Raw genomic sequence first — 12,482 nt, 5'->3', positions numbered from 1 at the left:
GGAACCGGCGTCGGGTCACGCGGAACCGGTGTCCGCGGCGATCCAGGCGGACAGCTGCTCGGGCGTGGCCGTCGGGTCGGCGATCAGGGTGCCGAGTTCGTCGTGGGTGTAGACGGAGGTGGAGACGGCCGGGCAGCGGTAGCACGCGTCCACGCCCGTTTGGTTCCACCACTTGCACTGGGGACGAAGGTGGCACCGCGGGACCGCCCGGGTGTCGTCCGGCGGCGGAACGGCCAGCACCCGCTGGACGAGGCCGCAGTCGTTCCCCTTCCGGTGCGCGCACGCGGACACGCAGTGCGAGGCGAACCGCAGCACCCGCGTCGGCTCGATGCCCTCGGGGATGGAGCCGAGGACCTCCGACGCGGGTACGGGGTCGGCGAGGTACGTCACACGGCCGTTGTCGCCCGAGCGCACACCGAGGACGACGGACTCGGGTGAGTTCGCCTGGCCGCTCGGGCACCAGGTGAGGGCGGAATCGTCAGTTCCCACAGTGCTCACTCCTTCGTCAGTCGCGGTGGGGGCCGGTCGGGTCGGGCGGGTCGGTCGGGCGTCGGGTCAGTCGATGGCCTTGCCGGCCGGGCCCGTGCCGAGGGCGCCCACCTGGGCCTGTTCGAGGGTGATCGCCTGCTGGAGGTTCGCCTGCAGCTGCACGGCGGAGGTGATGCGGGTGGTGGACGAGGCGGGGTTGGCCTCGGCGTGGGCCACGCCGGTGCTACCGAGGGCGACGATCGCCGCGGCCGCGGCGGTGGCCGCGGTGGCGGCGAGGCGGTGCTGCTTCATGGGGCCTCCTGGGGTGGGTGGACGTTCCGTCCCTTGACGTCCACGCACACTACGAGGCCGGCCCTGGCGGGACCGGCACTCGCACCGGCACATTGGCGGCACTTTGGCCGCGCGTAGCGTTGGGGGTTTTTCGTCCCCGCCCGCCCACCCGTGCGGGTGCGTCGTCGTCTGCGGGTGCAACCTGTGGTCGGGTCGGGGCCAGTCCGGAGGCGACTCCTCGAACTGCGCATGTGGCGTTTTCCCAGGTTGCGTAACCAGGGATTTGCGCATTTCTGCGGGGACACCTCCTCCCCGTCCCCTCCGGCCCGGTTGGCGGCGAACGGTCGCGGGGTGGTGGGGGAAAAGACAGGGTCCGACCGAGTGACCGTCCAAGATCACCTCACCGTGCGGGTGGCCACCACATACGAACGGACAGCCGCCGATGGCGAGGTCGCCACCCACTGGAGGACAGAAAGCCGACATCCCACCCGCACGGGTGGTGCGGGTGGGGAACACTCCCACCACGGACGGGCACGTTGCGGGGGACGTCGGGGCAGGTCCCCGTCACCCCCCCGCGGCCGGATGCCGCCAACCGGAGCGGAGGGGACGGGGAGGAGGTGTCCCCGCAGAAATGCGCAGACCGCAGGTTACGCAACCTGGGAGGACGTCACATGCGCATTTCGTGGGGGCACCTCCCAGCGGTAGCTGGGGGAGAGATACGTCCGGACTGGCCCCGACCCGCCCACGGGTTGCACGTGCAGACGAAGACGCACCCGCACGGGCGAGCGAAGCGAGATGGGGGTACCCCCAATGCCGTCAAGTTTGGGGGTTGGGTTGTTGGGGTTGGGGTGTTTGTGGGACAGCGGGGGCAGGGCCCCGCTACGGATATGGGTGTCGAGTCCGGATCCGTGGAGGGGCCCTGCTGTGTCTGAGTCTGTCATTACTCGTTCGGTGGCCGCAGGTGCCGGGTGTTTCGCGCCGGGGCATCTGGGGCCGTTGACGTGGCTGCTGCCGTTCTCCGTGGTCGATGAGGTTTTGGCGCGGACGGGCCGGGTGCAGCGGCGGGTGCGTGATCTGCCGGCCCGGGTGGTGGTCTATCTGCTGGTCGCGCAGGGGTTGTGCGGGTCGGTGTCCCTGGGGGCGGTGTACCGGATGGCGGGTGCCGCGCTCGGTGGCGCGGGGTTGCCGGACCCGACCCGGCAGGGCCTGCACGCGGCGCGGGTGCGGCTGGGGTCGCGTCCGCTGCAGTTGCTGTTGCGCGAGTTGTGCCGTCACCCGGCCGCGGTGCCGCAGCCGTGGCGGGGCCTTGAGGTCTGCGCGGTCGACGGCACGGTCCTGGCCGTCCCGGACAGTGCGGCCACCCGGGCCTGGCTGGGCAAGCACAAGCACCGCTACGGCACGGCGGGCTATCCGCTGGTGCAGGTGATCGCCTTGGTCTACTGCTCCACCCGCACCCTGGCCGATGCGGTCTTCGGCCCGGTCTCAGGCCGGGAGTTCGTTCCGGCCCGGCGGCTGCTGCGCAGCCTGCACACGGGAATGCTGGTCCTGCTCGACGCGGGGTTCGACGCGGCCGGGTTCCTGTCGGATCTGGTCGCCACCGGGGCCGACTTCACGGTGCGGCTGCCCCGCACCGCCCGCCTGCCGGCCCTTCAGCGCTACCCCGACGGCTCATGGCTGACGCTGCGGGCCGGCCGCGAAGTCCGCGCGATCGCCGTCACCGTCCAGGTCACCACCGACCAGGGCACCCGCACCAGCACATGGCTGCTGGCCACCAGCCTGCTCAACTGGCGCACCCATCCCGCCGACGCGATCGCCGCCTGTTACCACGACCGGTGGGAAGTCGAGGAGACGTTCTGCTCGGTCAAGTCCACGATGCTCGGCGGCCGGGTCCTGCACTGCACTACCCCAGCCGGCCTGGCCCAGGAGATCCATGCCCTGCTGATCAGCTACCAGCTCCTGCGCCTGGTCATGGCCCGCGCCGGGACCGCCGCAGGGCTGCCCTGCACCGCGATGGGCTTCGCCCTGGCCCTGCGTGAAACCGTCAACGGCATCACCACCGCCACCGAGATCGACGGTCCCCCAGACGCCCGACTGCTCGGCGCGGTCGGCACCTACCTCCGCGACCACCCACTACCCCCACGCCGCCTGCGGATATACAACCGCCTCGTCAAACGATCCCTGTCCAAATACGCCGCCGGCAAGATCGGCAACGGCAAGAAACGCCAGACCGTCCCCACCGGCACCGCCCACATCACCGCAACCATCAACCACAACAGCCCAAACTCCCACCCCCACCAGCCCAAACGCCAAACTTGACGGCATTGGGGGTACCCCCAGGCGAAGCTCTGGGGGAGGGTGGGAGCAGAGGCCCGCACCCGGACGAACCCGCACCCGCCGGACCGGGCGAACCGTAGACGGAGTCGGCACCGCACGGGTGGGCGGGCGGGAAAAACAAACCCTTCACCGGGGTGAGCGCCAGCTCACTGCGTCAGCCGCCGACGACACACCGAACGTGAGAGACAAAGCGCGCCACCACCGGGCTCCCCTCCCGCCACGCCAGTGACACCGCATACGCGGGCGGCGTCCCGCCGAAGCGGCGGATGGCGACCCCGGGCGGACACAACTTGCGGGCCCGCCGCAGATCCATCACCGAGACCCCCACCCCCGCCCCCACCGCGGCGATCACCTGCTCGAAGTCCGGTTCCTCCGCCGCGATGTCCGGCGGCTTGTCCGGCCAGACGTCGCCGACGAGTTCGTCGTAGAGGCTCGGCCCGGCCTCCCGGGGCCACAGCACGACCGGCAGCCCGCACAGATCCTGACGGTCAATGAGTTCGCGCGCGGCCAGCGGATGGTCGGCCGGGAGCACCGCGGCCGCCTCCTCCTCGCTCACCACGACCGTCTCGATCCCCTCCTCGCGCACCACTCCCCGTACGAACACCGCGTCGAGCCCGCCGTCCCGCAGCAGCCGCAGGCTCCACGCGGACATCGCGGTGGTGACCGTCACCCGGAGGTTGCGGTGCTCACGGCGGAATCCGTCGATCAGCTCCGAGATCCGCTCGTCCGCGCCGGAACGGGAGTACGCCAGCCGCAGTCGCCCGTCCGTGCCGTCGGCCACCGCCCTTACCCGCTCGCCGAGTTCGTCGGCGGCGGCCAGTACGGGACCGGCGCCGGCCAGCAGCGCCTCGCCGGCCGCCGTGAGGGAGACGCCCTGCGGGCCGCGGTCCAGCAGGACCACCTTGAGTTCCTTCTCCAGCACCTTGATCTGCTGGCTCAACCCGGGCTGCGCGATCCGGAGTTCGGCCGCCGCCCGGCCGAAGTGCAGATGCCGGGCCAGCACCACGAAGTACCTCAGACGGCGCAACTCCATGTGGTCAGCCTAACGCTCCGCGCAGCCGGGGCCGACGGGCGATAAAGAGGCGTGATCGGCCGGGAAACAAAGGCTATTGGACCGGTCCCGAAACCCGCCCGCAGACTCGGCAGTGCGCACGCCGCGGCGCTCGGGCCCGGCGGCCGCGAGCACGTCGGAGAGGGTGGGAATGCGCTCAGCCAGGGCCGGGGCGATCTCCACGGCCGAATACCTCATGCTGTGCGGTGTCTTCTTCCTGATGGGCGCGGAGACCTACCTCGTCTCCCCGCTGCTGCCGACCCTCTCGCACGACCTGGGCTCGTCCACCTCGGCCACCGCGCTGGTGGTGACCGCCTTCGTGGTCGCGTACGGGGTCGCGGGACCGCCACTTGGCGTGCTGGCCGACCGGGCGCCGCGCTGGATCTTCATCGTGGCCGGCGGCGGTCTCTTCGCCGCGGGCAATGTCCTGTCCGCGCTCGCCCAGGGCCTGCCGTTGCTGGTGGCGGCCCGGGCGCTGAGCGGGCTGGGCGCGGCGATGGCCGCCCCCTCCTGCTGGGCCTATCTCGCCGAGCGCACCGAACCGGCCCGCCGCGGCCGGGCCGTCTCGGTCGCCGTCGCCATCTACGGCCTGGGGCAGGTGCTCGGCGTCCCGCTGGGCACGGTGTGCGCCCAACTGCTGGGCTGGCGGGTGGCGTTCGCCGGTATCGGGGTGGGCTTCGCGCTGATGGTGCCGCTGCTGGCCCGGCGGCTGGTACGGACCCCGCCCGCCGCGGCCCCCGGCGGTCTGCGCGCGCTGATACTGCCGTGGCGGGCGCCCAGGATCAGCCTGGGACTGACGGCGACGCTGCTGTTCCAGGCGGGACGGCTCGGCGCGTACACCTATGCCGGCGCGCTGCTGGCGCAGCGCTTCGGGTTCTCCCTGGCCCAACAGGGCGTGGCCGGGCTGCTGGTCGGGGTGAGTTCGATGCTGGGGTCGCTGGCCAGTGGCCCGGCGATCGACCGGCTGCGAGCGTCTGGGAGAAGCGAGATCTGGCTGTCCGTGGGCAGCGCGGCGGTGTTCGCGCTGTCGGCGCCGATCGCACTGACGACTCGTCATCTCGCCCTGTGTCTGGGCGCGTTGTTCGTCTGGTGTGTCGCCGGGAGCGCCTTCTACTCCACCCAGCAGGCGTATCTGGCGAGCGCGGACCCCCGTCAGCGCGCGTCGGTCCTGGCCTGGAACAGCTCCATGATGAACGTGGGCATCGCGGCGGGCACCACCGTGCTGGGCATGACGGCGGTGGGCTCCACGGCCTTCGCCGTCATCGCGGCCGTGCTCGGTCTGTGCGGCGGCGCGGTGTCGCTGGCGCTGACCCGCCATCAGCGCGGGCCGGCGGCGGAGAGGGACGGGCTCCCGGCCCCGCGGTACGTACGCCCCCGCGCGTAGCGGCACCCCGCCGTACGCCCGGCCCCAGGACCACCCGTCCCACGCCCCCGTACGCCCCCGCGCGCGACCGCGCACAAGCCCCGCGCCGGGCGGAAATTCCGCCTTCTCCAACGGGCCCACCTGCCCTTACACATGGAATTCGAAATCCTGAAACAATTCAACTCCTCCTATTTTCGAAAATCCTTGACTCCCGCGCATCAAGTGGTCCAGACTCAAGAGCATGCGAGAGCTTCAAGACCAATCGAGCGCCCCGGCGGCCGATTACGGCCCCTTCCGCGCCGACGCCTCGTGTCACTCTTCCGACCGGGCCCGCTGACTTTCCTCGATCCCCGCTGGTCCACCGCGCCTCCGGGCCCGGAACGCCATCACTCGTTGAATCAGCAACCTACCTCGATCCCTGCCCGCACCCCTGCCACCAGCACCCGGGTTCCTTCGGCCACAAGCCGTGAATTCGGTGATCCGGCACGCGTGAATTCAACCTGAGGGAAATGATGGAAGCCGTTACGGAATCCGCACAGAATCTGTACGACACTCCGCGCGCTCCCCGGCGCACGGCACCTTTCAGCTGCTCCTGCCATGCCTTCGCCGGGCGGGTGCGCGGTGCTCTCGAACTCCAGCGACGGATTTACGCGGAACCGCGGGAGACCACCCGCCGGGTATTCGAAGACATGCTCGACCAGTGCGCCGACACGGAGTTCGGACGGGCACATTCCCTGCACACCGTCCGCACGATGGACGACTGGCGGAAAGCCGTCCCCATTCAGCAGTACGAGGACGTCGAACCGTATGTGCGGCGGGCGCGGGAGGGCCGCGCGGGCGTCCTCACCACGAGCCAGCCGTACGCGTACCTGAAGACCTCCGGCTCCAGCGGCGTGCCCAAGCACATCCCGACCACCCGCCACTGGCGGGACCGTTACCGGGGCCCGGCCCTGTACGCCCAGTGGGGGCTGTACTTCGAGGCCCTCGCCGCCTCCGATCCGGCCGCGGCGGCGGACCGGCACACCCCCGACGTACTCGACCTGTCCTGGGAGCGCGCCCCCGGCAGGATCGCCCCGGGCGGCTCCCGGCCGGTCTACAGCATCTCCAACCGGCCGGCCGCCGTCAGCTCCCACGACTGGCTGCCGCCCTGGTACGACGAGCCGTGGTTCGTCGCCGACCCGGACGAGAGCTGGGAGGCGACGATGTACCGCAAGCTGCGCCTGCTGGCCGGCCGGGACGTACGGGCGATCGTCGCGCTCAACCCGTCCAAGATCATCAGCCTGGCGCATACCCTGGTCACCCATGGCGAGCGGCTGGTGGCGGACCTCCACGACGGGACGCTCGACGGCCGGCGCGGCGCCGAGGTCGGCGTGGACCGGGAGAGCGCCGAGCGGCTGCGCGCGGTCCTCGACGCGACCGGCGGCGCGCCCACGCTGGTGGACCTGTGGCCGCGCCTGACGCTGGCGGTCGCCTGGAACTCGGCCTCCGCCGCCCTCTACCGGGACTGGCTCGAAGAAGTGTTACCCGGTGTGCCCCGGCTGCCGTTCAGCACCACGGGCACCGAAGGCATCGTCACGCTCCCCGTGGACGGCCACCCGTCGGCCGGCCCGCTGGCGGTCGACCAGGGCGTCTACGAGTTCGTCCCCGCCGACGACCGCGATCTGCTCGCCCCCGACACCGCGACCCTGGACTTCCATGAGCTGGCGGTCGGGCGGGAGTACCGGCTGGTGATGAGCCAGGCCAACGGGCTGCTGCGCTACGACGTCGGTGACGTCTACCGGGTCGCCGGGTACTACGGGGCCGTGCCGCGGCTGGAGTTCACCGGCCGGGCCGGCTTCCGCAGCTCCTTCACGGGCGAGAAGCTGACCGAGACCCATGTGCACCAGGCCGTGGTGGGGGCGCTGCCCACGGACTTCGGCGGCCGCCCGCTGTTCACCTGCGTACCCGTCTGGGGGACCCCGCCCGGCTACCGCGTCGTCATCGAGGGCGCCGCCGCGCTGGGCCGGGCCGGACTCGATCGGTTCCGGGAGGCCGTCGACACCGAACTGCGCCGGATCAACATCGAGTACGGCGAGAAGCGCCGCTCCCGGCGCCTGGGCCGGCTTGAGGTGACCGCCGTGCCGGTCGGCGCCTTCGCCGCGGCCGAGGAGCGGCTGCGCGCCCGAGGCGCCTCGGCCAACCAGGTCAAGCACCACTGGCTGCAACGCGACGCCGAACTGCTGACCGTCTTCCGCGACCGCGGCCTGCTGGCCGCGAGCACCGACGAGCGGACCCTGACAGCCGCCGTCTCCCGTACCGCCGGCCGGGACGGTGACCGGTGACCGCCGCGACGGCCCGGCACGGCGGCCGCACCACGCTCCCGCTCACCGCGGACGACGGCACGACACTCGCCCTGCACCACTGGCGGCCGCACACCGCCCCCACCGCCGCGGTGTTCTACCTCCACGGCATCCAGAGCCACGCGGGCTGGCTGTACGAGACCGGCCCGGCGCTCGCGGCCCGGGGTATCGCGGTGTTCGCGCTCGACCGGCGCGGCAGCGGGCTCAGCCGGGGCCCGCGCGGCCATCTGCCCTCGGCCGGGCAGGTGTTGCGCGACTACGTACTCGCGCTGGCCAGGACCCGGGAGCTGGCGCCGGGGCTCGCGCTCACCGCCGTCGGGCAGAGCTTCGGCGGGAGCGTACTGGCGGCGCTGGTGACCGAGGGGCAAGTGCCGGACGCCCGGCTGGTGTTCTGCGCGCCCGCGCTCGGCCAGCAGCGGGCCCGGCTCGGCTCGGGCGAGACACTGGCCGCGGTCCGTGACGGCGGCGGTCCGCACACCTCACCGCTGGCGCTGGCGGACGCGGACTACACCGAGGTCACCGGCTATCTGGACTTCATGGCCAACGACCTGCTGATGGTCCGTCAAGTCACCGCCGGCACAAGGTCGGTGATGGTCGGCCTGGAGGACATCTATCTGCGCGGCGGCCCCTGGGACGAATCGACCGGCGCCGGGATCCACTTCGTCCGTCCCGAGCACGACGCGATCATCGATCTGCGGACCTCCTGGCAGGTGCTCTCCGGCCTCACCCGCCGGGCGCGGGCGGTGGACTTCGCGGGGGCCGGGCACTACATCGAGTTCTCGGCGGCCCGGCACCGCTACTGGGACTGGCTGGGCGCGGTGGCCACCGGGGGGACACCGTGACCGCGCTCGGGCCGATCGAGGTCTTCACCGCGCGGGTGCCCATGAACCGGCCCTTCGCGCACGCCGCCAAGTCCCGTACCACCGCCCAGTCGGTGCTGGTCCGCTGCTCCTTCGCGGGCGCCACCGGCTGGGGCGAGGGGGCGCCGCGCTCGTACGTCACCGGCGAGACACTGACGTCGGCGGTGGCCGCGCTGCGGCGGGCCGACCCCCGGGTGCTCGGCCAGGTCCTCGCGGACGCCGACGGTTTCGAGGCCGGCGTACGGGCGCTGGCCGACCTCGACCTGCCGCGGACGCTCGGCGCCCCCGGCGGGCCGGCCCCCGCCGCCGCGGCGGCGCTGGAGACGGCGCTGCTGGACGTCTGGTGCCGGGCGCACGGGCGGGACGCCGCCGACGCCCTGCGGGTGGCAGCCGCGGGCTCCGGCGTCCTGCGCGACGCTCCCCGCGTACCGGTCTCCGCGCTGGTGCTCGATTCCAGCCGCACCCCGGCCGAACTGCTCGGCGGCATGCCGCCTGGGGCCCTGGCGAATCTGCGGCACGTCAAGGTCAAGGGACTTGCCGACCCCTTCGCGACCCGGCGTGTGGTGCTGGCGGTACGCGGCTTCCTCGACACGGCGACGACCACCGTCTCGGTGGACGCCAACGGCTCCTGGGAGCCGGCGGTCGCGCTGCGGGCCGCCGGGCTGCTGGCGGACGCCGTCGACTGGATCGAGGAGCCCACCCGGCGGCGCGACTGGGCGACCCTGGGCCGGATCCAGCGGGAGACCGGGTGCCCGGTGATGCTGGACGAGTCCGGGGCGACGCCCGCCGACCTCGACGCGGCGGCCGGACCCGGCGCTGCCTCGTACGTCAATGTACGGGTCTCCAAGTGCGGCGGTCCGCTGCGGTCGCTGCGGATGATCGAGCGGGCCCGCGCGCTGGGGCTCGGTTATCAACTCGGCGTCCAGGTCGCGGAGATCGGCCCGCTGTGGGCGGCCGGGCGGCTGCTCGCCGCCTGGGCCGAGGGGCCGGTGGCCGTCGAGTCGGGGCGCCAGGACGAGTGGTTCGGACCGGGGCTGACCGTGCCCGGCTACGCGATCGACCGCACCCGGCATCTGGCCCCGCCGCTGCCGGGCCCCGGCTTCGGCCTGACGCCCTCCCCCACCCTGATCCACACCCATCTGCGGACCGCGGACCCCGTGCCGGGGCGGCCGGCCGCGCACACCGACGAGCAGTTTTCCCCAGAGACGAGGACTTCGGCATGACCACGACCACGCGTTCCGCCGACATCACGGCCGCCGCTACCGCCTCCGATCCGGCCGCTTACGCCGACGGGGCCGCGCGTCCGGCCGCCTCCCTGGTCTCAGCCAGGGTCGCCGGGCTGTCGCTGTCCGCCCCCTACGCCGTACCGGCCCGGCGGCCCGGACCCGACTTCGTCAACCTGGTCAGCGGCGCCCCGGCGGTCGAGGCGCTGCCGCTGCGGGAGATCGGGGAGGTCACCAACGAGCTTTTCTCACAAGCCCGTTCGGGCGGCCAGGCGCTCGCCTACGGGCCCAACGCCGGTGAACTCCGGCTCCGCGAACTGATCGCGGCGCGCGAGGGCGTACCCGTCGACCGCGTCCTGATCACCAACGGCGCGCTGCACGGCATCGCCCTGACCCTCCAGGTGATCGCCGAGCCGGGCGATGTCATCGTCGTGGACGATCCGGTCTTCCCCGACACCATCCGCATCGTGGAGAGCACCGGGGCCGACATCCACACCGTGCCCGTCGGGCCCAACGGCTTCGAGGTGGAGGTGCTGGCCGAACGGCTGCGGGCGGGGCTGCGCCCCAAGGCCGTCTACACCGTGCCGGACTTCCACAACCCCGGCGGCGGACTGCTGCCGTACGAGCGGCGGTTGCGGCTGGTCGAACTCGCCGAGCACTACGGCTTCGTGATCGTCTCGGACAACCCCTACCGGCAGTTCTCCTTCGACGGCGGGCAGGAGCCCGACTTCCCGCTGGACAGCGACCGGGTGGTGATCGCCCACACCTTCGCCAAGACGCTCGGCCCGGGGCTGCGGCTCGGCTGGCTGGTCGTCCCGGAGTGGCCGGCGCCGCACGTGGTCAACCTGCGGCGCCGCTACGACTTCCAGAGCTCCACGCTCTCCCAGGCCATCGCCCGTTCGCTGCTGGAACGGCCCGGCTGGTTCGACGGCCTGCTGCACCGCGGCCGGACGCTGTACCGCACCCGCGCCCAACTCGCCGTACGGGCCCTGCGGGAGGCGGGCGACCGGCTCGAATTCACGGCTCCGGAGGGCGGGTTCTTCATCTGGGCCAGGGTCGTCGACGGGACCGCGACGGCCGAACTGCTCGCCGAACGCGCCCTGGAGGCCGGGGTGGTGTACTCCAAGGGCACGTTCTACGACCCGCACCAGAGCGGGCGTTACGCCGACCATCTGCGGCTGGCGTACTCGGCGGCCGAGCACGATCACCTCGTCGCCGGGCTGGAGCGCCTGACGGCCGTGGTCAAGTCCCTGCCGTGAGCGCCGACGGTTCGCCCGCACCGGGCCGCACACGTACGGTCCGGGCCCCGCGTGTGCTGCGGGTGGCCGCCGCCCAGATCCGCAGCGGGACCGACCCCGAGGCCAATCTCGCGCTGATCGCGGCGGGGGCCGAGCGGGCGGCTGCGGCCGGGGCGGACCTGGTGGTGTTCCCCGAAGCGGCCATGTGCCGCTTCGGGGTGCCGCTGGCGCCCGTCGCCCAGCCGCTGGACGGGCCGTGGGCCCGACGGGTCCGTACGATCGCGGCGGCGACCGGCGTGACCGTGATCGCCGGCATGTTCACCCCCGCCGACGGGGGCCGGGTGCGTAACACCCTGCTGATCGCCGGACCCGGGCGCCGGGTCGGGCACTACGACAAGATCCACCTCTACGACGCGTTCGGGTACCGGGAGTCGGACACGGTCGCGCCCGGCGCGGCGCTGCTCACCGTGGACGTCGCCGGGGTCCGGATCGGTGTGGCCACGTGCTACGACATACGGTTCCCCGGCCTCTTCACCGAACTCGCCGCGCGGGGCGCGCAGGTGATGGTCGTGCCCGCGTCCTGGGGGGCGGGGCCGGGGAAGCTGGAGCAGTGGACGCTGCTGGCGAGGGCGCGGGCGCTGGATACGGGGGCGTACGTGGTCGGCTGCGGCCAGGCGGCCGAGCCGACGCCCGCTGTGTCCGGCGTGGCGGTCGGCTTGGCGCCGACCGGGGTCGGGGGGAGTTTGGCGGTGTCACCGCGGGGGGAATTGCTCGGGCAGCTCGGGGTGGGCCAGGACTTCGCGTCCTGGGATCTCGACCTTCGTGAAGTCGCTGACGCGCGGGCGAGTCTGGGCGTGCCGGCCAATCGCCGCTGGTAGCCCCTATGCGGGACGCGCCCCCACTGCGTGGGAGCTTGTCTCCCCCACCCCGCCCACCCGTGCGAGTGCGTCTCCGTCTGCGGGTCTTCTTGTGGGGCCGGGTCACCGTCGGCGGCGGTCGGTTCGTACGGGGTGGCCAACTGGCAGGTCGAGACAACCTGCGCGCTTCTCCGGTCGGACGTTTTCCATCACCCCCCGCGACCGTTCGCCGCCAACCGGGCCGGAGGGGACGGGGAGGAGGTGTCCCCGCAGAAATGCGCAGACCAAGCGTTACGCAACCTCAAAGAAGGTCACTTGCGCATTTCGAGGAGATACCTCCGGACTGGCCCCGACCCGACCACAGGTTGCACCCGCAGACGGAAACGCACCCGCACGGGTGGGCGGGCGGGGACGAAAAAGCCCGCACCCGGACGAACCCGCACCCGGCGGACCGGGCG

10 protein-coding genes are annotated in these 12,482 nt (G+C 72.6%); 7 read left to right on the top strand and 3 right to left on the bottom strand.

What is annotated here, in order from left to right; translation table 11 throughout:
• Positions 1-15 precede the first annotated feature (15 nt).
• Complete coding sequence (locus tag OHA30_RS05685; protein ID WP_328912694.1) at positions 16-489, bottom strand: hypothetical protein; 474 nt, start codon at positions 487-489, stop codon at positions 16-18.
• 66 nt (positions 490-555) lie between these two features.
• Complete coding sequence (locus OHA30_RS05680) at positions 556-780, bottom strand: hypothetical protein (protein ID WP_328912693.1); 225 nt, start codon at positions 778-780, stop codon at positions 556-558.
• Between the two features lie 903 nt (positions 781-1,683).
• Between OHA30_RS05680 and OHA30_RS05675 the strand changes: the two genes are divergently transcribed.
• Positions 1,684-3,075: an IS4 family transposase gene (locus tag OHA30_RS05675; RefSeq protein WP_328912530.1), complete on the top strand. Its 1,392-nt coding sequence runs from the start codon at positions 1,684-1,686 to the stop codon at positions 3,073-3,075.
• A gap of 172 nt (positions 3,076-3,247) precedes the next feature.
• On the opposite strand, the gene OHA30_RS05670 is transcribed toward OHA30_RS05675, so the two are convergent.
• Positions 3,248-4,126 carry a LysR family transcriptional regulator gene (locus OHA30_RS05670; protein ID WP_328912692.1) on the bottom strand — a complete coding sequence of 293 codons (879 nt, stop codon included), beginning with the start codon at positions 4,124-4,126 and terminating at the stop codon, positions 3,248-3,250.
• A gap of 169 nt (positions 4,127-4,295) precedes the next feature.
• On the opposite strand from OHA30_RS05670, the gene OHA30_RS05665 reads away from it, so the two are divergent.
• The 6 genes from OHA30_RS05665 to OHA30_RS05640 all read left to right on the top strand — a co-directional run bounded on the left by OHA30_RS05665 (position 4,296) and on the right by OHA30_RS05640 (position 12,045).
• Entirely contained in the window at positions 4,296-5,528 is a 1,233-nt protein-coding gene (locus tag OHA30_RS05665) for an MFS transporter (RefSeq protein ID WP_328912691.1), read from the top strand.
• 491 nt (positions 5,529-6,019) lie between these two features.
• Complete coding sequence (locus OHA30_RS05660; RefSeq protein WP_405786149.1) at positions 6,020-7,828, top strand: GH3 auxin-responsive promoter family protein; 1,809 nt, start codon at positions 6,020-6,022, stop codon at positions 7,826-7,828.
• On the top strand, positions 7,825-8,688 hold the full coding sequence (locus OHA30_RS05655) for an alpha/beta hydrolase (RefSeq protein WP_328912690.1): 864 nt from the start codon (positions 7,825-7,827) through the stop codon (positions 8,686-8,688). The genes OHA30_RS05660 and OHA30_RS05655 overlap by 4 nt, the downstream gene beginning before the upstream one ends.
• Positions 8,685-9,929: an enolase C-terminal domain-like protein gene (locus OHA30_RS05650; protein WP_328912689.1), complete on the top strand. Its 1,245-nt coding sequence runs from the start codon at positions 8,685-8,687 to the stop codon at positions 9,927-9,929. The genes OHA30_RS05655 and OHA30_RS05650 overlap by 4 nt, the downstream gene beginning before the upstream one ends.
• On the top strand, positions 9,926-11,188 hold the full coding sequence (locus OHA30_RS05645; RefSeq protein ID WP_328912688.1) for an aminotransferase-like domain-containing protein: 1,263 nt from the start codon (positions 9,926-9,928) through the stop codon (positions 11,186-11,188). Before OHA30_RS05650 ends, OHA30_RS05645 begins: the two co-directional genes overlap by 4 nt.
• 56 nt (positions 11,189-11,244) lie before the next feature.
• On the top strand, positions 11,245-12,045 hold the full coding sequence (locus OHA30_RS05640) for a carbon-nitrogen hydrolase family protein (protein ID WP_328917743.1): 801 nt from the start codon (positions 11,245-11,247) through the stop codon (positions 12,043-12,045).
• The last annotated feature ends 437 nt before the right edge of the window (positions 12,046-12,482 follow it).

It is taken from the genome of Streptomyces sp. NBC_00223 (assembly GCF_036199905.1).
Lineage (GTDB): Bacteria > Actinomycetota > Actinomycetes > Streptomycetales > Streptomycetaceae > Actinacidiphila.
The sequence above is the reverse complement of the archived record's forward strand: the minus strand, read 5'-3'. Positions and strand labels throughout refer to the sequence as shown.

Coding starts and splice junctions, on each gene's coding strand:
- OHA30_RS05680 (WP_328912693.1), bottom strand. CDS start 780: ATGAAGCAGCACCGCCTCGCCGCCACCGCGGCCACCGCCGCGGCCGCG.
- OHA30_RS05670 (WP_328912692.1), bottom strand. CDS start 4,126: ATGGAGTTGCGCCGTCTGAGGTACTTCGTGGTGCTGGCCCGGCATCTG.
- OHA30_RS05665 (WP_328912691.1), top strand. CDS start 4,296: ATGCGCTCAGCCAGGGCCGGGGCGATCTCCACGGCCGAATACCTCATG.
- OHA30_RS05660 (WP_405786149.1), top strand. CDS start 6,020: ATGGAAGCCGTTACGGAATCCGCACAGAATCTGTACGACACTCCGCGC.
- OHA30_RS05645 (WP_328912688.1), top strand. CDS start 9,926: ATGACCACGACCACGCGTTCCGCCGACATCACGGCCGCCGCTACCGCC.